This window comes from Vibrio sp. 1557 (assembly GCF_033340175.1).
GTDB classification, from domain to species: domain Bacteria; phylum Pseudomonadota; class Gammaproteobacteria; order Enterobacterales; family Vibrionaceae; genus Vibrio; species Vibrio alginolyticus.
This window is the reverse complement of the sequence record NZ_JAWOVZ010000018.1, coordinates 74,405-95,806: the sequence shown is the minus strand read 5'-3', so window position 1 is coordinate 95,806 and position 21,402 is coordinate 74,405. Positions and strand designations below refer to the sequence as shown.

At 44.5% G+C, this 21,402-nt stretch carries 15 protein-coding genes and 1 pseudogene; 3 read left to right on the top strand and 13 right to left on the bottom strand.

All coding sequences use genetic code 11. The annotated features are described in order from the left end of the window. Positions 1 to 129 precede the first annotated feature (129 nt). From purF to fabB, 10 genes are all read right to left on the bottom strand, one after another. On the bottom strand, positions 130 to 1,644 hold the full coding sequence (gene purF, locus R7070_RS18475; RefSeq protein WP_005380592.1) for an amidophosphoribosyltransferase: 1,515 nt from the start codon (positions 1,642 to 1,644) through the stop codon (positions 130 to 132). 36 nt (positions 1,645 to 1,680) lie between these two features. Beyond that, positions 1,681 to 2,172 carry a CvpA family protein gene (locus R7070_RS18470; RefSeq protein WP_005380590.1) on the bottom strand — a complete coding sequence of 164 codons (492 nt, stop codon included), beginning with the start codon at positions 2,170 to 2,172 and terminating at the stop codon, positions 1,681 to 1,683. Between the two features lie 61 nt (positions 2,173 to 2,233). After that, positions 2,234 to 2,827, bottom strand: coding sequence for an SPOR domain-containing protein (locus R7070_RS18465; RefSeq protein WP_017820797.1), 594 nt, complete (start codon positions 2,825 to 2,827; stop codon positions 2,234 to 2,236). A 14-nt stretch (positions 2,828 to 2,841) separates the two neighbouring features. Continuing rightward, the gene (folC, locus tag R7070_RS18460) at positions 2,842 to 4,104 is read right to left on the bottom strand and encodes a bifunctional tetrahydrofolate synthase/dihydrofolate synthase (RefSeq protein WP_017820798.1); all 1,263 of its coding nucleotides are present in this window, start codon (positions 4,102 to 4,104) and stop codon (positions 2,842 to 2,844) included. 46 nt (positions 4,105 to 4,150) lie between these two features. Continuing rightward, the gene (gene accD, locus R7070_RS18455; RefSeq protein WP_206954218.1) at positions 4,151 to 5,077 is read right to left on the bottom strand and encodes an acetyl-CoA carboxylase, carboxyltransferase subunit beta; all 927 of its coding nucleotides are present in this window, start codon (positions 5,075 to 5,077) and stop codon (positions 4,151 to 4,153) included. Between the two features lie 197 nt (positions 5,078 to 5,274). Further along, a complete protein-coding gene (gene truA / locus R7070_RS18450) occupies positions 5,275 to 6,069 on the bottom strand; it encodes a tRNA pseudouridine(38-40) synthase TruA (protein WP_017820799.1) in 795 nt (264 codons plus the stop codon). 142 nt (positions 6,070 to 6,211) lie between these two features. Beyond that, positions 6,212 to 10,651: a FimV/HubP family polar landmark protein gene (locus R7070_RS18445; protein ID WP_025767184.1), complete on the bottom strand. Its 4,440-nt coding sequence runs from the start codon at positions 10,649 to 10,651 to the stop codon at positions 6,212 to 6,214. A gap of 197 nt (positions 10,652 to 10,848) precedes the next feature. Then, positions 10,849 to 11,862, bottom strand: a complete 1,014-nt coding sequence (locus R7070_RS18440; RefSeq protein ID WP_005380562.1) for an aspartate-semialdehyde dehydrogenase — start codon at positions 11,860 to 11,862, stop codon at positions 10,849 to 10,851. After that, on the bottom strand, positions 11,859 to 12,992 hold the full coding sequence (locus R7070_RS18435) for a 4-phosphoerythronate dehydrogenase (protein ID WP_017820801.1): 1,134 nt from the start codon (positions 12,990 to 12,992) through the stop codon (positions 11,859 to 11,861). Before R7070_RS18435 ends, R7070_RS18440 begins: the two co-directional genes overlap by 4 nt. A gap of 340 nt (positions 12,993 to 13,332) precedes the next feature. Next, positions 13,333 to 14,544 carry a beta-ketoacyl-ACP synthase I gene (gene fabB, locus R7070_RS18430; RefSeq protein ID WP_005380557.1) on the bottom strand — a complete coding sequence of 404 codons (1,212 nt, stop codon included), beginning with the start codon at positions 14,542 to 14,544 and terminating at the stop codon, positions 13,333 to 13,335. Positions 14,545 to 14,672: 128 nt separating this feature from the next. Between fabB and mnmC the strand changes: the two genes are divergently transcribed. Then, a complete protein-coding gene (gene mnmC / locus R7070_RS18425) occupies positions 14,673 to 16,691 on the top strand; it encodes a bifunctional tRNA (5-methylaminomethyl-2-thiouridine)(34)-methyltransferase MnmD/FAD-dependent 5-carboxymethylaminomethyl-2-thiouridine(34) oxidoreductase MnmC (RefSeq protein WP_017820802.1) in 2,019 nt (672 codons plus the stop codon). A 75-nt stretch (positions 16,692 to 16,766) separates the two neighbouring features. Here mnmC and R7070_RS18420 read toward each other — a convergent pair whose 3' ends face one another. The 3 genes and pseudogenes from R7070_RS18420 to R7070_RS18410 all read right to left on the bottom strand — a co-directional run. Beyond that, on the bottom strand, positions 16,767 to 17,291 hold the full coding sequence (locus R7070_RS18420; RefSeq protein WP_005380552.1) for an NADPH-dependent FMN reductase: 525 nt from the start codon (positions 17,289 to 17,291) through the stop codon (positions 16,767 to 16,769). 146 nt (positions 17,292 to 17,437) lie between these two features. Next, positions 17,438 to 17,701: a YfcL family protein gene (locus tag R7070_RS18415; protein ID WP_017635933.1), complete on the bottom strand. Its 264-nt coding sequence runs from the start codon at positions 17,699 to 17,701 to the stop codon at positions 17,438 to 17,440. 25 nt (positions 17,702 to 17,726) lie between these two features. After that, a pseudogene (locus R7070_RS18410) lies at positions 17,727 to 18,092 on the bottom strand (elongation factor P hydroxylase); the annotation flags it as partial. A gap of 374 nt (positions 18,093 to 18,466) precedes the next feature. On the opposite strand from R7070_RS18410, the gene R7070_RS18405 reads away from it, so the two are divergent. Next, positions 18,467 to 19,885, top strand: coding sequence for a hypothetical protein (locus tag R7070_RS18405; protein WP_318141269.1), 1,419 nt, complete (start codon positions 18,467 to 18,469; stop codon positions 19,883 to 19,885). Positions 19,886 to 20,168: 283 nt separating this feature from the next. Then, positions 20,169 to 21,401 (top strand): metallophosphoesterase family protein, encoded by a 1,233-nt coding sequence (locus R7070_RS18400; RefSeq protein ID WP_256900747.1) that lies wholly within the window; start codon positions 20,169 to 20,171, stop codon positions 21,399 to 21,401. The last annotated feature ends 1 nt before the right edge of the window (position 21,402 follow it).

Here is a 21,402-nt window from a genome sequence, read left to right as displayed (position 1 = left end):
TTAGCATGAGTAGTTTTACAGGCAAAGCCGAAACGGATGATAACCACCTACTGAAGTAGGTGGTTTAGGGCTGAAAACAAAAAACCAGAGCCGAAGCTCTGGTTTTTTTACGACTTAAGAAAACGCACCCTATGCGCCTTCGTTATGAAGCTCTAGGTTTGCTAAATCCTGTTGGATTTCAAGTTGTGTTTTCGCATCATCATTACGAAGACCATCCAAAAAATCTAGGTATTGTTGGTCAATATCACCCGTTACGTATTCGCCGTTAAACACGGATGTATCGAACTGAGTAATATCTTGGTTTCCAAGACCTACCGCCTCTACCAAATCTTCTAGACGTTGATAAATAAGCGCATCGGCACCAATCTGCTTACAAATTGTATCGTTGTCACGGCCATGGGCAATAAGCTCTGTAGCACTTGGCATATCAATGCCGTATACGTTCGGGAAACGAACTTCAGGAGCCGCTGAGACCATGTACACTTTCTTGGCACCAGAATCACGAGCCATCTCAATAATCTGCTCTGACGTTGTACCTCGAACAATAGAGTCATCCACCAGCAACACATTCTTACCTTTGAATTCCGAACGAATAGCATTCAACTTGCGACGTACTGATTTCTTACGTTGTTGCTGGCCAGGCATGATAAACGTACGTCCAACATAACGGTTTTTCACGAAACCCTGGCGATAAGGGATATCGATCGCTTGAGCGATTTGCAGTGCAATGTCGCAAGACGTTTCAGGGATAGGAATGACAACATCGATATCAAGGTTTGCGTAATCTTCACGAATACGTTCGCCCAGCTTTTTACCCATTTCAACGCGAGCGCTGTATACCGAAATTTTATCGATGAACGAATCTGGACGAGCAAAGTACACGAACTCGAAAATACAAGGGTTCAGCTTAGGATTGTCTGCACACTGCTTCGTGTAAAGTTCACCGTCAAACGTTGCGTAAATCGCTTCACCAGGTGCAACATCACGGACGAAATCAAAACCGACCGCATCCAATGCCACCGATTCAGACGCAACCATGTACTCTGCTCTGCCGTTAACTTCACGCTTACCTAAACACAGCGGGCGAATACCGTGTGGGTCACGAAATGCAATCATACCATGACCAATGATCATGGCGGTCACAGCATAAGCACCGCGAATTGTGCGATGAACATTGGTGACTGCGCGGAATACGTCTTCGGTCGTGACATTTCCTTTTACTGAGTCAATTTCGTGCGCCAGTACATTTAGTAATACTTCAGAGTCTGAAGTGGTATTGATATGACGGCGATCTTTTTCAAACAGCTTCTGACGAACTTCGTTAGCGTTAGTCAAGTTACCGTTGTGGGCAAGTGTAATACCGAAAGGAGAGTTTACGTAGAAAGGTTGAGCTTCTGAAGCGCTTGAACTGCCTGCTGTAGGGTAACGAACATGACCAATTCCGACCTCGCCTTGCAGGCGTTGCATGTGTCTTGCTTCAAATACATCCTTGACTAAACCGTTCGCCTTACGCAGACGAAAACGATTGCTTTCTATGGTACAAATACCAGCGGCATCTTGGCCACGATGCTGTAACACCGTTAACGCGTCATAAATAGACTGGTTTACAGGCGTTGTGCCCACGATTCCAACAATACCACACATGTCCTAATCCTCGATTTGCGACAGTAGCTGGCACTACTAGATAGTGCCAGACAGAAAACTTGATGTTGCTTGTAAATGCTCGAAGAATGGGGCGATGATACGGCTGAACTCAGGGATCAACTGTGAATCTTTCCACCAATCCGAGCTTGGGAATGCAGTAAACGCATCCATAAAAAACAGCACCGCAGAAACAATTAAGACTCCGCGTAGACCACCAAATACAATCCCGAGAATTCGGTCCGTACCTGATAGCCCTGTTTTTTGTACCAGTTGACCAATGACGTAATTCACCACTGCACCAACTACCAAGGTTGCGACAAATAACGCCGCAATCGCCGCTCCGTTACGAAACATATCATCTTCGATGTTGGTGAAGTACACCGCCAATTTGGCATAGTAATTACTGGAGATAAAAAACGCTCCGAACCAAATCACCAAAGACAAAGCTTCTTTAGCAAAACCGCGAACTAAACTGATCAGAGCTGAAAATCCGATCACACCTAAAATGATAAAATCTATCCAATTCATCTTTTCTTCATCTTAAGTTGGCGCGCATTTTAACAGAAAAAATGCTGACGCAAACGTTTTCTTATGGATTTAATGGCTTAAATTTAAGCAATTGACCTTTTGAACCTGTAATTTTTTGTAATTCTTGAACTTGTCGTTCAAGTTTACTTTTTGACACATCAGGGCCAACAATCACTCTCGTAAACTCGTTTTCTTTCTTTGTGTGAGCTTGATAACCACGCTTTTGCAAATCCGCGACAAGCGCGACAGCATTTTCGTGATTCTTAAGTGCCATCAACTGAATGATCCAAGCTGAATCTTCATATTGATTTTTCTCTTGAACAGGACGAGTGACGACCTCAACTTGCTCTGGTTGTTTGATGACCTCAGGTTTAGATGTTGGCGCTGGCTCGGGCTCAGAAACGGCTACTTGAGCATCCTCACGTTCTTGCACTACAGCTTCAACCGGAGAATCCGGTAACGTAATGTCGTCTTCCACTGGCTCTAATATTTCGAAGTTTTCCACATCACTATCAAGTTCTGGTTTGATAGGAATACTGGCAAATTCTTCTTTGTAGTGCAGTTTCTTACCATCTAGCACATCGGGAAGAACAATGACTCCGACTGCGACTAGAATGATGGTGCCGACTAAACGACTTTGGAATTTACTTGCCATCAAAATACCTTTACTTATTTATTATTTGATTGCCAATGTTCCAATACCTCTCCGACGGTATGGAATGAGCCAACCACCAGAATAACGTCTCCTGTCTTTGCGTGGCTTCTCGCACTCTCGAAGGCGTCAACAGGGTTTTCAAAATGAACTTGCCCATCAGGTAAGTATTGGCACAATTCATCAGCGGTCGCCGCTCTCGGTCCAGTAAGCGACGCTGGATACCATTGTGTTGCAACTGGAGTTAGAGCTTCAATGGTTGCTTTAATGTCCTTGTCATGCAGCATTGCAACCACAATATGGATATTCTTACCCAGATATTGTTGCTTCACTCTCTCTACCAAATACTCAGCAGAGTGCGGGTTATGAGCGACATCAAGGACTATTTCAGGTTCGTGATGCAGTACCTGCATACGCCCCGCCAAACGAGCATTATTCAAGCCATTGACAATATTTATGTCAGTGATTTGCAATTCCGAAGCCCCTAGTGCCATCAGTGCAGTGGCTGCATTTTGTAATGGTAGCGATGGGATTGGTAAATCCTCTAACTCAAATGCCCCACTGCTCCATTTCCAACCATTATCAGTTAGTTGGTAATCGTACTGAATACCTACTTGGAAGAACTCAGAACCAATATCGTCAGCATGAGCCGCCACGGTCGCTGGTGGCGTCGGTTGACCACAAATTGCTGGCTTCCCTGAACGGTAAATGCCCGCTTTTTCAAAACCAATAACATTGATGTCATCACCAAGCCAATCCACATGATCGATCGCTAAGCTCGTAATAACAGAAACATCATGGTCAACAACGTTAGTGGCGTCTAGACGGCCGCCAAGTCCTACTTCAAGTAAGACAACGTCAACTTTCTCTACTTGGAAAATACGTAGCGCAGCAAGCGTACCGAATTCAAAGAGGCTAAGGCTAACATCACCACGCTGCTTTTCTACATAATCGAATGCTTCACAGTGCTTGGCATCTACAACGTCAACGCCATTAATGCGTACACGCTCGTTGTAACGAATCAGGTGCGGAGAACTATAAACACCGACTGAATAGCCAGCATCAAGTAAAATGGCTTCCATTAACGCACACGTTGAGCCTTTGCCATTGGTTCCGGCAACGGTGATTACGGTTGGAGCTGGTTTGGTAAGATTGGCTTTGTTTGCTACCGCTTGGACACGGTCTAAGCCTAGATCAATTGCTGAGGAATGAATATTTGCTAAATAATCAAGCCACATCTCTAATGAAGATGTGGCTTGAGGAATTGGGTTTTGGGTCATCTAACTTTAACCATTAAATTCTTTGGTTTTTATGTTAGTTGATACTTTACCCTTTTTCGTCCGCTTCTGGTACAGAATATGGCTCTTCATTTGGAGATTCGTTAACCAAAACCACCAAAGGAGACTTGTGGTTAGTCATCTTAGCGATAAGACCACCCACACGCTGACGCATTTCACGACGGTCAACGATCATATCAATAGCACCGTGATCAAGTAGGAACTCACTACGCTGGAAACCTTCAGGAAGATCTTCACGTACAGTTTGCTCGATTACACGACGACCAGCAAAGCCAATGAGGGCCTTAGGTTCACCGATGTTGATATCACCTAACATAGCCAAACTTGCTGATACACCACCCATTGTAGGGTCAGTTAGAACAGAAATAAACGGCAGACCTTTTTCTGATAAACGCTCAAGCGCAGCACTGGTTTTTGCCATTTGCATAAGAGACATTAAAGCCTCTTGCATACGAGCACCACCACTTGCTGAGAAACAAACAAGCGCACAGTTATTTTCAATGGCTGCATCCACTGCTTTCACAAAGCGAGCACCAACGACTGAACCCATTGAACCACCCATAAAGGAGAATTCAAACGCACACGCCACAAGCGGCAGACCAAGCAATTCACCCTGCATCACAACTAGCGCATCTTTCTCACCGCTATTTTTTTGTGCAGCAGAGATACGCTCTTTGTATCGCTTAGAATCTTTAAATTTCAGTTTATCCTGTGGCTCAAGTTCGGAACCTAATTCAACTCGATTACCTTCATCTAAAAATGTTTCCAAACGACGACGCGCTTTCATACGCATGTGATGGTTACACTTTGGACAAACTTCTAAGTTACGCTCTAGTTCAGCATGGTATAAAACCTGTTCACAAGAGGTACATTTAGTCCACACACCTTCTGGGATAGAAGCTTTGCGTGAACTTACTAGATTGCTTTTCTCTAAAATCTTTTCAAGCCAACTCATGGAAGACCTTTTCTCTCAACTCTTCCGCTTCATTGCGAAAGATATAAATTCGACATAATACCGACGGATTAAACCATATCTTGCAGCTACTGTAGATAAAAAACTGGTTGTACCTATTTTTGATATCGTAAATAGCGTATGTTTTCCGTTCACATTCAATATAAACACTACCGATATTTTGAAATAAGTTTGTAAAATTAGTTCAAATTATCTGGTAAAAACAGTGGACCGATCGGCACTTCAGGTAACCCAAACTCTTCTGGGTAGTCTACATCTACCAGGTACAGACCTTCCGCTTTCGCTGTCGCACCCGCTACTTTGCGATCTTTGGCGTCTAATAACCACTTGATCCATTCAGGACTCTCTTCGCCACGTCCAACTTTTATCAAGCTACCCGTGATATTACGAACCATATGATGCACGAACGCATTGGCTTTAATATCAATAACCACATAGTTTCCATGGCGCGTAACGTTCAGATGCATCAAGTTTCGAAATGGACTGCGAGACTGACAATGCGCCGCGCGAAACGACGTAAAATCATTTTCGCCGAGTAGGAACTGCCCTGCTTCATGCATTTTTTTCTCGTCGAGCTCACCATGATAGTGACTAACCCCCGAGTTTAAGATGCCTGGACGTAAAGCATGATTGAAAATAATGTAACGATAACGGCGCGCTGTCGCTGAGAATCTTGCATGGAAATCATCTGAAACTTCTTGAGCCCAACGAACCGCTATATCGCTCGGCATGTTCGCGTTTGCGCCCATGGTCCAAGCTACCATTTTTCGAGTAACGTTGGTATCAAAGTGCACAACTTGTCCCGTGCCATGCACGCCTGCGTCTGTCCGACCAGCACACTGAACTTCAACTGGGTGATTAGCGACGACGGACAATGCTTTCTCTAGCTCTTCTTGGACACTTTTCACTTCTCTTTGGCGCTGCCAACCAAAGTAGTTTGTACCGTTGTACTCGATACCTAATGCGATTCTCATCTTAACCTTCGAACTCTAAAATGGGGCGGGAAGTATATACTCAAGTCACCTCAAGTTGCCAGTTTCACCAAGGGTGACATAAAGGTAGCATCCTACTAACGGGACACAAAAAGGGTAGCAAACGCTACCCTTTTGTTTCGGTTTATCGGCCATTAATGGCGTCAATCAGGCTTTTTGCTTCGCGGCGAATATCATCCTCACCGTAAACAATCGCCTCTTCTAGTAGTTTAATCGCCCCTTGAGAATCGTTCATCTCGAGATAGATTTTAGCCAAATCCAGTTTCCCAGCCGCTTCAGCATTGCTATCTACGTCAATATCGCCGATCTCACCGATAACATCTGGAAACTCGTTCAATCCGACATCGAGCTTAAGGTCTTCTTCTTCGAACTCACCACCTTCTCTGTCGACCTGAGCCATCAATTCATCAATCGTCATAAATTGATTTTTCTTCGGGTCGAAGTCATCCAAGTCGCTTTGCTCTGCCCAGTTTTCTTGCGCGATCTCTGGCTGACTTAGTGCATCACTCGAATTCCAAACATCACGCTGGTCCTCAGGCACTTCTTCAGTAGAACTTACGTTATCAGCAGCGGGTTTAAAGCCATCCCAATCATCTCCAACATCAAGCATGGTTTCAAAATCCATACCTGCACTTGCGATGGTGTCACTGTCTAGTTTACCTTCAAATACTTCTGAGTTTGCGTCTTCCGCAAGAAGGTTAGCCATTGATGATTCATCATCCAAATTACTGAGCGGCTCACCCTCTGTCGCTGTTGGCTGCACTTCTGGGTCAGTATCAAAGCCGTTTTGCTGCGCAAATACTTCAAACAAAGCATCATGATCGTTATCGGCTTGAATAGCTGGTCTCGATGTCTCTGCTTCAACCTTAGGGCTCCCTGAAGCACCCTCGTTCATTGACGCGAGAACATCTTCCTCATTGAACTCTGGAAGATCTTGGTCGTCAAAACTTAACTCTTCATCCTCACCGGAGATTGGTTCTATATCTGCAGTCTCAGAGCTCGGTAATTCTGGCTCTTCTTCCATCGACGCCAAGGCATCTTCTTCGCTGAACTCTGGCAAATCGAGCTCATCAAAATTGAACTCTTCTTCGGACTCAGTTGGCAAGTCGGCTTCAACTTGTTCTAGTTCAATGGACTCGGACGTTTCTAACTCCGGCTCATCCACCATAGACGCCAATGCGTCTTCTTCACTAAACTCAGGAAGATCCAGCTCATCAAAATTGAATTCATCTTCTGATTCAGCTGGTAAGTCTGCTTCAACCTGTTCTGGCTCAACGGACTCGGACGTTTCTAACTCCGGCTCATCCGCCATAGACGCCAATGCGTCTTCTTCACTAAACTCAGGAAGATCTAGCTCATCAAAATTGAATTCATCTTCTGATTCAGTTGGCAAGTCGGCTTCAACTTGTTCTGGTTCAACGGACTCGGACGTTTCTAACGCAGGTTCGCCAGCCATAGACGCCAGTGCATCTTCTTCACTGAACTCTGGCAAATCGAGCTCATCAAAATTGAACTCTTCTTCGGACTCAGTTGGCAAGTCGGCTTCAACTTGTTCTGGCTCAACGGACTCGGACGTTTCTAACGTAGGTTCGCCAGCCATAGACGCCAGTGCATCTTCTTCACTGAACTCTGGCAAATCGAGCTCATCAAAATTGAATTCATCTTCTGATTCAGCTGGCAAGTCTGCTTCAACCTGTTCTGGCTCAACGGACTCGGGCGTTTCTAACGCAGGTTCGCCAGCCATGGACGCCAATGCGTCTTCTTCACTAAACTCAGGAAGATCCAGCTCGTCAAAATTGAACTCTTCTTCGGACTCAGCTGGCAAGTCGGCTTCAATTTGTTCTGGTTCAACGGACTCGGACGTTTCTAACGCAGGTTCGCCAGCCATAGATGCTAGAGCATCTTCTTCGCTGAATTCTGGAAGATCTAGCTCATCAAAATTGAATTCTTCTTCTGAATCGTTGGTCGACTCAGTTTCCGGCTCCAATTCAGGCTCATCCAGTAGCCAATCTTCTTCTTGTGGAACACCGAATTCATTTTCTATTGTATTTGGTGTCGGCGTGAAGGCTGGAATGTCTTCCTCTTGCTCAACGTGAGGCTGTACCTCAGCATCGGACTCCACGGATGGTTCTTGTGTTGAATCAGTATCGGTAGCCTCTTGTTGTAGTGATGAAGCTTCCTCTATCTCCGTTTGTGTTTTTTCAACTTGCTGCGGTAAATCGTCTTCACTATCAAATAGAGCGTCAAGTTCAGCAGAAAAATCCGCTTTTTCTTGTTCTGTTGGCAGAAGTTCTTCACTGTCTGACTCAAATAGGTCGTCTAGCTCGCTCATTAAAGGATCATTCTCTGGTGAGAGGTCCTCTAAATCACCAAGAAATTCATCGCTGCTAAATGGCTCTGAGGCAGCCTCTGGCTCGGTTAATGGTTGATCTTCTACAGCTTGTTGCGTGTCTGGCTGGCTTTCACTTAATAAAGCGTCGATGTCCAACCCAGACTCAATGTCCTGATCTTCATGAGTTTGTTCTGACCCAACTACGGGAGATGGCTTTTCGTCGGCGTCTGGCTCACCAAAACCAAGTGATTTCAGTAACTCTTCCTCTTCCGATTTATTCTGCTCTGGGCTCTCGTCCTCTCGAATCAGATCATCAAACGGATCTAAATCAGCTTCAGTCTCTTCATCAAGTTCAGAGGTAACATCATCAATGAGTTCGTCCAGTAAGTCTGTGCTATCTGCGTCTAACTCTTCGATCGAGTCATCACCTTCAAAACCAGAGATTGCTTCTAGCTCGTTTAGTGGATCAAACTCGTCTGTGTCATCTTCATCAAAATCAATGAGTTCATCGAGTAGCTCTGTACTGTTTTCATCTAGAACAGGACCTTCATTGGCGTCAGCTTCTCGAACTTCCGATTCACTAGCCGGTTGTTCATACTGGGCCAATAGCTTATCGATATCGTCGTCAGATGCCTCTCCTACACTAAAGTCATCATCCGAAACGGGCTGTTTTAACTCAGGCTCATCAGTATCTAAATCGAAGTCATCGTTGCCAAGTTCAGCAAACAAGTCATCAAGCATATCCTGGTCGACAGTGTCACTTGGTAACTCTTCTGACGGCTCATCGGCTGCAAGTAACTCGGCAAATGCGTCGTCTGAAAGCGAGTCTGATTTCTCATTCGCATCATCCGAAAGATCGAAGCCAGACTCATCGTCATCGAGCACTTCTAGTTCTGGAGCAACCTCATCTAAGGCTCGCTCCATTTCTTCTAAACCAAGCGCCTTTTCTTCGCCGTTGACTTGGATACCATTGTTCGATGACTCAAACTCATCCAGACCAACATCTAGGTCACCGTCATCGCCAATATCTGCAAATGGGTCATCGTCCCCTTCCAGATTGAAATCAAGTTCTTCATCGTCGAGGTTAGCAAAGACGTCTTCTTCTAAATCTGACTTCTCTTCTTGTAAAGACTGTGCGTTGATATCTTCATCTGCAAACAATTCATCATCAAGCGTGAGCTCTTCATCCAGCTCATCCGCCGCCGCTAAACCGATTGGCGCCGCAAGAGGATCAACGTTTTGCTGTTCCTGCGCAGCCGCTTCTTCCTCTTTCGCTTTAGAGCGTCGGCCAAGAAGCATAACAACTAGCAACGCAATCAAAGCACCAGGAATTAATGCCGCAAGACCAACGAGCCAACCATTAGACAAAATTTTGTCCATGGTGCTTGGTTGCATGCGCTGTTGTTCAGCAAGGCGTTGGCGCTCTTCAGCAAGCAGCTTCTCGACTTCTGAGCGAATGCGTTCTTCGTCATTCAACTCGCTTTTCAAAGTTTCGACTTCGCTTTGCACTTCTGACAGCATCAATCGAAGACGATGGTTCTTCTCTTCTAATGACTCTAATTCACTTTGTGAGCCTTGAAGTTTGTCCTTCAGCGCACTGACCTGCTTTTCACCCTGCGGAGAGGTGGTTACTGGTGGCGCAGGGATGACGGGTATTGTTTTCGGAGTTGGTTTTGGCTCCTTTGCTGCCACTGTCTCTGGCTTAGTCGCAGGCTTGGGTTCTACTTTAATTTGTGGCTTTGGTTGCTCGGTGACTCGTTGTGCTGGCGTCGCTCTATTTGTCGGCTTCGGCTGTTTTAACTTAGCTTCATGCGCCTTCATAATCGCAACAGCTTGCGCTGTGGTCGCGCTTTGCACTTGCTCTAGAGAAGGTACTCGTAGCCGACTCCCTGGGATCAATTCATGAATGTTTTGGTTCTCAAACGCTTGAGGGTTAATTCGGTAAATGGCAAGAAGCGTTTGTTGAACGGTAACACCGCGTGAAGGTCGTAATTCTGAAGCGATCGACCATAGTGTTTGATTTTCACCAGTCGGACCAAAGAAACGTGACGGTTGAGTATTCGCAGGAGGAGCAGGTAATGCTCGCTCAATATCTTCAGCATAGCTCGGAGATGATTGCACTTCACCAGACGGTCCAACAAGACGAATTCCTTCGGCTTGAACCACTGATGATGTCTGAGTCGCGCTCATCAACACAAGGGCTGCTAACAAACGCTTATAATTTTGACGCATAGAAGGCTCAGTTTTGTGCTAAATACAATTTGAAATAGTGATCGGTTAAATATATCGGATATCGCATGCAAAACTATAGCGTTGAGAATAAAAAATGTGTGGCTCTCGCCATATTCGTACTAATCTCACACTATTTTGTTTCGTTCGTACAAAAAAGCCTCGCACTGTGCGAGGCTTTGAAATGAACTGTAAGCGACTTAGTAGTAATCGCGGATCAGAACTTCTGCGATTTGCACCGCGTTAGTTGCCGCGCCTTTACGCACGTTATCAGCAACAACCCACAGGTTTACGCCGCTATGATGGCTGATATCGTTACGGATACGGCCAACCATTACATGGTCTTTACCGCCCGCATCGCGGACTTGTGTAGGGAAGTCTTCACCGTGGAACACTTCGATACCGTCAGTTTGCTCAAGCAAGTTAACGACTTCTTGTGCATCGATAGGTGAACGAGTCTCAATGTGAAGTGCTTCTGCGTGACCGTAGAATACAGGAACACGTACACACGTTGGATTGACTGTGATTGATGGATCGTTAAAGATCTTCTGTGTTTCCCACACCATTTTCATTTCTTCTTTGGTGTAGCCGTTTTCCATCATTTGATCGATTTGTGGAATACAGTTAAACGCGATCTGTTGAGAGAATTGCTTCTTGTCTGCAGGCAGACCGTTTAGCAGCTTCGCCGTTTGACCTGCTAGCTCATCGATACCCGCTTTGCCTGCACCAGACACCGATTGGTAAGTTGATACGTTAATACGCTCAATGCCCACCGCATCGTGAATTGGTTTTAGTGCCACCAGCATTTGGATGGTTGAACAGTTCGGGTTCGCGATGATGTTACGGTTACGAAACTCTGCAATCGCTTCTGGGTTTACTTCTGGCACAACAAGAGGAATGTCGTACTCGTAACGGAAGTGTGATGTATTGTCGATAACAATCACGCCTTCATCAGCGGCAATTGGAGCCCACTTGGCTGATAGCTCACCACCAGCAGAAAACAGTGCGATATGCGCTTGAGACCAATCGAACTCTTCTACGTTTTGAACGCGTACCGTTTTACCATTGAAGCGATAAGTCTTGCCTTCGCTGCGCTCACTCGCGAGTAGGAAGATTTCGCCTACTGGGAATTTGCGCTCTTGAAGCACATCCAAAATTGTTTCACCGACCGCACCGGTCGCACCTAAAATGGCAACATTATATTGCTGGCTCATTGACTTACCTCAATCTGAAAACCTAGTTCTGCTAATGGAGCAAGGTTACATGTTTTGTTACCCACTAGCGTGACAGCGCTGTATTCACGGCGATCCCAGTAGTTTTTACGCATCAGGTCAAAAGCGCCTGGCTTACTGATTTCACGGCGGAAAAGAGCGTCATCTCTACGCACATCATAGATTAACTGCGTGATGTTATGCAGTGTTGCTTCGTCCCAAGCTCTGTCCAATACCATAGTAGGAACAGGCGCGGTTGGCAGTAAATCGCTGGCATGCGCACGTAATTCGTTATTTAAGAACTCACAGTAGCTGTTGAAAATCATCGTTGTACCGCGAGCTTTCCCTTCCAAGCCGTAGCCTGCAACGTGAGGGGTTGCGAATGCTAGCAGAGGCAGAAGCTCCATATCAACCTCTGGTTCAAATTCAAATACGTCGAGTGCCGCTGTAAAGCCATCATTTTTCAAAAGACGTTGCTTCAAAGCAGCGTTGTCAACGATGGGACCTCGAGCCGCGTTAATCAAAATTTGATCGCTGCGGAGACCATTTAATACCTTCTCATCAATCAAATGATGCGTTGGGTATGGGCCATCTTTGGTGATTGGCGTATGTAGTGTAATGATGTCTGAGCTTTCAATCAGTTCTGTCAACGGAGTAAAGCTACGAGGATCACCAGACTCTTGTTTGAATGGGTCATTGATGAGAACTTTCATACCCATGCCTTTCAAACATTTCTCTAGGTAGCTACCTACTTGGCCTGCACCAATAATACCTACCGTCTTGTCAAATACCGAGAAACCTTGTTGCTGAGCGAGCACCATCATCACGCTGAACGCGTATTCCGCCACACCCACTTTGTTACACCCTGGCGCCGCAGTGAAGAAAATGCCTTTCTCTTTTAAGAGTGCTTGGTCAACATGATCCATGCCTGCCGTGGCCGTACCAACAAACTTCAGCTTGTTTGCTTTGCTGATCAGGTCAGCATTAACTTTGGTGACTGAGCGAATCATTAGGGCATCAACATCCACTAAATCATCGGCGGTCAGTGTACGACCTGGTTTTAGAATTACGTTACCGAGTTGGCTGAATAGCTCTTCAGCATACGGCATATTTTCATCAACAATAATTTTCATAGCGCCAGCGTTCTAACATCCATTTGTAAGAGTTCGTTTATTCGCAAGATGCGAAACTAAAGCGATTGTGCCCTTTTCCCGAAAAATCTCAAGATATAACACCAATAAACCTCAAGGAGGTAACTCCTATAGAATCGATTGACGGGAAGCCTAGAGAAAAGCAGAAACAGAGAAAAGAAAAAGCCCGGCTAAATAGCCGGGCAAAGTTCCAGAACAAAAGGATCCTATCCCGCTCTCCATGGGATAGAGTCTGCGTCTGTTCGATCAGTGTGACTGATCAAGCTCTGGAAACTGGATTGTTGGCGTTTACAGTACTCTCGCAAGGCGCCAACAAATTCAGTTAACCTTGGTACTTTTTAATAACCAAAGTTGCGTTTGTGCCGCCAAAGCCAAAGCTGTTTGACATTACGGTCGTTAGCTCTGCATCACGTGCTTCTGTCACGATGTCCAGACCTTGTGCTGCTTCGTCCAAGTTTGAAATATTGATGCTTGGAGCAATGAAGTTTTTGTCTAGCATAAGTGTTGAGTAAATCGCTTCGTGCACGCCCGCTGCGCCGAGTGCGTGGCCAGTCATTGCTTTTGTTGCAGAGATTGCAGGGCTGTTCTCACCAAACAATTGTTGGATAGCACCAAGCTCTTTCACGTCACCAACTGGTGTCGATGTGCCGTGCGTGTTGATGTAATCCACACCATCAACGTCTTGCATCGCCATCTTCATACAACGAATTGCGCCTTCACCTGATGGCGCTACCATGTCGTAGCCATCTGATGTCGCACCGTAACCTACGATTTCACCGTAGATTTTCGCACCACGTGCCAGTGCGTGCTCTAGTTCTTCAATAACCAGCATGCCGCCGCCGCCCGAGATAACAAAACCGTCACGGTCTGCATCGTATGTACGAGATGCTTTGTCTGGCGTGTCATTGTATTTGGTTGACAGTGCGCCCATCGCATCAAACATCATAGTTTGAGACCAATCTAGCTCTTCGCCGCCACCAGCAAAAACAATATCTTGTTTGCCTAGTTGAATAAGCTCCATAGCATGGCCGATACAGTGTGCAGATGTTGCACATGCAGAGCTCATTGAGTAGTTCACGCCACGAATCTTAAATGGCGTAGCAAGACAAGCAGAAACAGTAGAAGACATAGTACGAGGAACCATGTAAGGACCAACTCGCTTTACGCCTTTGGCGCGCATCGTGTCTGTCGCTACCGTTTGATTGTATGCAGAAGCACCGCCAGAACCTGCAACGATACCGGTACGATCGTTTGAAACCTGCTCTTCTGTAAGACCAGCGTCTGCGATTGCCTGCTCCATTGATAGGTATGCATAAGCAGCCGCATCACCCATAAAGCGCATCTGCTTACGGTCGATGTGTTCCGCCGGGTTGATTTTTAGATCACCCCATACTTGCGAACGAAGACCGTGTTCTTTGAACTGCTCAGATGCAGTGATGCCAGATTTGCCCGCTTTAAGAGACGCTAGAACTTCTTCGACGTTGTTACCGATACTTGAAACAATACCCATACCGGTGATTACGACTCGTTTCATTATGACATTCCTATAATTCAAAAATCCGCTAGATGATAACTAAGATAGTCAACAAAAGTGGTCAGCTTTCCCATAAATTCGTACAATCGCCCCATTCTTACCGCGCCAAATCACAAATTTGCACCATTATGACTTCAATAAAAAACGCAGAACTTGGTTGGAACGAAGCTGGTACTCCGGTTTCAGACCAATTTGATGATGTTTACTTCTCTAACGTAAACGGTCTTGAAGAGACACGCTACGTTTTCTTAAAACAAAATCATCTCCCAGAAAGATGGCAGGAATTTGACCAAAGACGTTTTGTCATTGGTGAAACAGGATTTGGCACGGGATTAAACTTCTTAGCAGTATGCCAGTGGTTTAGTGAGTTTCGTCGTCAGCATCCGGACGCAACATTGAAAGAGCTGCATTTTATTAGCTTTGAAAAATACCCATTAAGCAAAGCCGATTTAAAGAAGGCGCATGAAGCTTGGCCTGAGCTAGCTGAATACGCGGAAAAGTTACAAAAGCACTACCCTGCCGCTGTGCCGGAGTGTCATCGCATCGTTTTAGAAGACGGCGCAATCACACTCGACCTTTGGTTTGGTGACATTAAAGACTGCATGCCGCAAGTCCCATACAACGAACAAGGTTTGATTGATGCTTGGTTCTTAGATGGATTCGCGCCAAGCAAAAACCCAGAGATGTGGAACCAAGGCCTGTTCAACAACATGGCAAAGCTAGCCAAGCAAGATTGTACAGTTGCCACGTTTACCGCAGCAGGCTTTGTACGTCGTGGTTTGAACGAAGCTGGCTTTACAATGAAAAAGGTGAAAGGTTTCGGCACTAAGCGAGAAATGATCGCCGGCTCTATGGAGCAACGTGAAAAGCAGTCGAACCATCTCCCTTGGTTCAATCGCACAGCATCTAGCAATCTTGATTCGATTGCCATCATTGGCGGTGGTATAGCCAGCGCGGCGTTAGCGAAAACGTTAGTTCGTCGTGGCCAAAACGTCACCCTTTACTGTAAAGACAAACAACCAGCCAAAGGAGCGTCGGGTAATCGTCAAGGGGCCGTGTATCCATTGTTGAACGGTCCCCATACTGGCGTTTCGCGTGTGTTTGCTCCTGCATTTTTGTTCGCACGTCAGTTTGTTGAACAAGCAGCACAAGAGATCGATTTTGATCATGACTGGTGTGGCGTAACTCAGTTGATGTGGGATGACAAATCCACAGACAAACTGGAGAAAATACTTGCGGGTAACTTCACACCAGAGCTCATTCACAAGCTGTCCGCCGAGGAGACTGCGAACACTATCGGGTTACCTATTGATATGGCATCTGTGCACTACCCAATGGGAGGGTGGCTGTGCCCTGCCGAGTTAACTCGTGGGTTAATAAAACAATTGGAGAAGACGTCGTTACTCTCAACGAAGTTTGAACACCATGTTGAGGCATTAGATTGGGATGAAAAGCGTCAGCTCTGGCTACTAACAGCGAGTGGTCAAACATTTGAGCACTCAACGGTTGTGATTGCGAACGGCCATGAGTTCCAGACATTGAGTCAAACCGCTTCCCTCCCAATGGGGCAGGTGAAAGGACAAGTCAGTCATGCGCCAGCAACCGAAACGCTGAGTCAGCTGAAAACGGTGTTGTGTTACGACGGTTACATGACACCTGTTAACCCAAGTAATCAACACTTGTGTATCGGTGCAAGCTACGACCGCAGTCACCTTGACTACGAATTTGATGAAAACGCCCAAAAAGATAATGCAGAAAAGCTAGTGAAATGTGTACCGAATCAAACATGGGCAAAAGAGGTAGATATCACTGGTAATCAATCTCGCCAAGGTATTCGTTGTGTTAGCCGAGATCACTTACCATTTGTCGGAAATGTGGGTGACTTTGAGACGATCAAAACGCAATACACCAACTTACAAAATCAAAAAGAAGAAGAGGTAGAAACCATTCATCAGTACCCTAACCTATTCTGCTTCTTAGGTTTAGGATCTCGTGGACTGAGCTCTGCACCATTATTAGCTGAAGTGTTGGCCTCCCAGATCTGTGGGGACCCGCTGCCATTACCGGTTGATGTATTGACCGAACTTCACCCAAGTCGAATGTGGGTTCGTAAACTAAGAAAAGGCAAAGCCATTACCGAGCTGTAAGAGTATTCTCTGTTTTGATTCCCGACACAGACACGTGTCGGGAATCGCTAACTCATTAAGTCGCTCGTACTGAGATTACTTCAGCAGTGCAACTGCCTGTTTCACTTGCTCTGCCACTTCTGGGTTTACAACCTTACCCGATTCCACGTCAAAATTTTCGTAGAAGCTCGGCACAGATAACGATGCCTTTACATCCGCGCCAAAAAATTGTGCAGAACCTGTCGCCGCCGCAAGAACACTTTGCGCACCACCGGGACCTGGGGAAGTTGCTAAATAAACGACAGGTTTGTTTTGAAATACATTACGCTCAATGCGCGTCGCCCAATCGAACAAGTTTTTATAGGCCGCTGGGTACGAACCGTTGTGCTCTGCGAAGGAAACAACGAGAGCGTCAGCCTCCGCCAAGTCACGTAAAAACGCGACAGCCCCTTCAGCTTGACCTATTTCTTTCTCTTTGTCCTCGCTAAACATTGGCGCTTGATAATCGTTTAAGTCTAGAACATTCACTTGAGCGCCTTCGACTTGATTTGCTGCGTATGTAGCAAGTAGTTTGTTGATTGAGGTAGAGCTGGTAGATGCACCAAATGCGACAATTTTCATGGTTGTAATCCTTTGTTCACGTTTTATGCTGATCAGAATAAAAGTTGAACAGTTTCGCTACAACCACAAAAATTTTATGGAGAGGTTCGAATTTTTCGAAGTAGTAAATGACTAGGATTAAATAAAGGGAGAACGCTGCTTAGGGACTAAGCCTGAGCCTGGAGCTCCTGCCACAAATCACTGACAATCACGCGATCGGCCGGGCTTAACTCGGTACGCGCATTTTCTAAGCTGCTCTCAATGCGTGACTTCAGCTCAGTAATATCGCTAATCCCTTCTTCTTCACAAGACGCCGCGGATAAAGAGATGTGACCACGTAAATAACCACCAGCAAACAATTCATCGTCAGATGCTGTTTCAATTCGAGCATCAATCAGTTCCAGTAGTTTTTCTTCAAATTCAATAATCATGGTGTATCTCTGAGGTTATTAGTGGTTATTTAACGCAAAAGTCCGACGCTTCCAGTGGCTTAGTTTGATAAAATGCGCGCAGGGCATCAGAAAGCATTTTCACTCGCAAAGGCAAGCCAACGTCCAAAATACCTAGCACTTCTTTATGCACTTTTTTCATAAAGCCGAGCCTATCTGGTTCAAAATCGCCGTGTAGATTGTCACAACTCACCGTAAAAGGGAAGCCAGCGCTTTGTGCCAGAATCCATTCATAAGCTTGAGGTCGCACTTCAACTTTCTCAAACTCCGCTTGAACTTCTGCTGTTCGCCCATCAGGTTCATACCAATAACCAAAATCTTCCAGCAAACGACGCTCTGGACCAGCCACACACCAATGCGAGAGCTCTAATAACATCATAAGCATTAATGTACATATATAAATATATGATATATAGAGAAATAATAAAAACAACCTAAGAACAGTAAATGTGCTTAAAAGTGTACAAAAAAGACTGTGAGAAACTGATTTGTACATCAAAATCAATGTGTGGCGGATGTGATTTACTTAAACCGGTACGTTTATGCCCCGAAGTGAGTTTGTACCGATGTAAGATCAAGGCAATAGATAAGCATTTTGTGGTACCTGAACGAATGAATAGAAAAGACCGGAAGAACTAAAGCCTTTAGTTTGTTCCACTCCAAAAATGCTTCCAAAACCTTTTGTAAGTCATTGCAATTATTAACCACTCTCTAGCTAATAGAGAACATCACCTTATAGAGATGTCTATGGTAAAAGACACCGTAACTAATCCGATATTTTCGCATTTGACTGAAGAGCAAGTCTTCGAATGCTATGAAATGTACCGTAACAACGAACTCAAGAACTCTGAAATAATAGAGCTATACGATCTAGGTGCTCTAGCGCCAAGTGCCCTTGTCAACCAGTTTCCATTGCTTCGAACTGGTGTTGCATGTCAGCTTTGCTCAAATGATGTTTTAGAAAGGCCAACATCTAAGTCGAGTAGATTAAGAGAATATGTATGTCCTAAATGTAATCATCAGGTCAACGAAATAAGAGCAGACCCAATGTGCCCTTGTGAGCACTGTGAATCTGAAAGGCAGGAAAAGAGGCGTAAAGAAAGAGAAGCGCTCGAACTCCGATACAAAGAAAATTTAGACAAACTGAAAGAGGTTTATCCAATACCATCGGTGAAGCTGTCTTATGACGCTTTATCTCTAGTTGATAAAATTTACCTAGCAAGTCTAATTCCGTTAGGGAACCGTGATTTCTTGCCATCACAAATAGTTGCTAGTGCAAATTCAATACTTTCACCTGCTGGGGTACTTGATAAAGCCATCTATTCGCGTTTGCTTGATAAGGGTGTAATTTTTCCTGTCTTAGAAAACTTGCCAACTGACGTTGTTTTGAACCCTTCTGAAAGGATGCTTACTAGCAGGCAAGTTTACAAAGCTAATATATATGTAGGCGCCTCCGACTCTTTAACTAATGAAGTTCTTTATCGCCATATCATTTCTGACTTTGAGCAGATTATGAATGGGAACACCGAAGTACAAAAAAAGGATATTGAACAGCTATGTAATCTAGTGGAGCATATTGAAGTAGCGGAAGCTATGGCCTTTTTAAGCTATTTCTGTCAAGAAGCTGATTTGGCTGAACCTCCCCAAAAAACATACGACGTAGTACGTAAAATGCTAACGCAGATGAGTGTCGCTCAGTTGGCACCTCATATTAGAAAAAGTGTAAAAGATGCGGCGTATTTCTATATGACAGGAAAGTCTCAAGGGAAGCCACATGCTACGAATACGATCCCTTCTAAAATTGAATCATCAGTTGCTTACTACAAAAAGCAGGGATGGACAGCAAATAAATGGGATCGACCATACAATACGGAAAAATCAAACTTGTCAAACGTTGTATACGATAAACTTTTGGTACACTTAAACTTAGACTTTTACCAATCAGTTGGCGATATAGTTCTGACTATAGAGCAGTTTTTTGACCAGATACTTCAGCTCGACAAGCAGAATGTCAGTGCTACCTCAGATAAAATAGGAGCAAATGTAAAGCGTTGTGCAAAGTGCGGCAGTCCCAACTTAGAGTTACTTGAATCCCGTAAAGGGATATTAGCTCTCTGCCTTGACTGCAATGACTCTTTACTTCTTCAACCAGCTATTGAGAGCTAGTTCAATTTGTACCTAACGAAATTAGGGCTATATATGCCCTAATTTTCATTAAGCTTCTAGTATTCTCTATAAAGTTGAGCTCGAGAAAACTACGCACTACGCAATGTTTAGTAGGCTAATTCCCTCACTGGACCTAACTCTTAGCTTCTAAACATTATCTCATTTATCACTCACCTAAAATCATAATTGTTAAAAACCTACAATTCCTGAATGTATTCCCTACAAGTTACACAACTGTGATATCATGAAACAGTATTGGTATACCTGTAAGTGTCTGGCATATATGAAAATAATAATCATTAGTGATTTACATGTTGGTGATGCGGCTGTTTCAAATGAGTTTGCAGTAGGAAGCTCTAACAACGCTGTAAAAAATCAGTTTCTAAATGAACTAAGGCAGCTTGTTAAACAAGAAAACATTCGAGCCGACTATCTTGTTGTCGCAGGTGACATCACCAATAGAGCAACTAGAGAAGAATTTGAACTCGCATCTACGCGCTTGAAAGAAATAGCGATAATTCTAGGAGTAGAACAAGAAAAAATCTTTTTCGTTCCAGGGAACCACGATGGCAACTGGATTGAAGAAGAACTCTCAATGACCTCACAAGAAAACATCAACGTGACTATTGAGCGTAAATATAACAACTTGCGTTTCAATGACTTTTTTAAACAATGCTTAGATCGTGCTCATTTCGGCTGTTATTACAATGAGCCATATTTTGCTATTTGGAGTGATGAGAACCTAAATATCATTGGTGTAAATAGTTCGGTTTTTGACCATTATGATAAAAAACCTCATCACGGTGTTATTCGCAGACAGGACTTAACAGAGCTGGACACAAAGCTGCAAGAACTACAGATTGCATATAGTGATAAAATTAATCTGCTAGTCGTCCATCACCATCCAATCCAGCAGCCTGACTTACCTTTTGACACTGCTGACCATAGCATCTTACAAAACGCAGCTACCCTGATGGAAATTGCTTCTAAGCATAACGTTAATTTTATCGTACATGGACATAAACATATACCTAGGCTCGCACAGTACTCCGATGACTACCAACATCCCATTAATATACTTTGCGCTGGTAGTTTCTCTGCACGTTTGGATGACAGGTGGTTCCAAGGGGTACCGAACACAATCCATCAAATTGAAATCGATAAAATTTGCGACATTAACAAAACACCTTTAGGAAAGGTAGTGAGTTGGTCACACAATACAGGACATGGGTGGACAAAAGATGAGTCCATTAACGGTATACCTCATAAGGAGTTTTTTGGTAATCGCATGTCACCTATTGAGCTAAAAAAGCAACTAAAAGAGTCTATTGAATGTTTTTTCGAGACTCAGACACATGTAAGGTGGAGTGAACTATCTAACCATTGCGCTGACATTATATATACTTCGAGAAAACTACTTGAAAAGACTATTGTAGAGTTATCGGCTGAAGTTGGGTTTACAATATTTAAAACTCCGGGACAAGATGAGTTATTCATTTTGCTGAAGGGAAACTAAT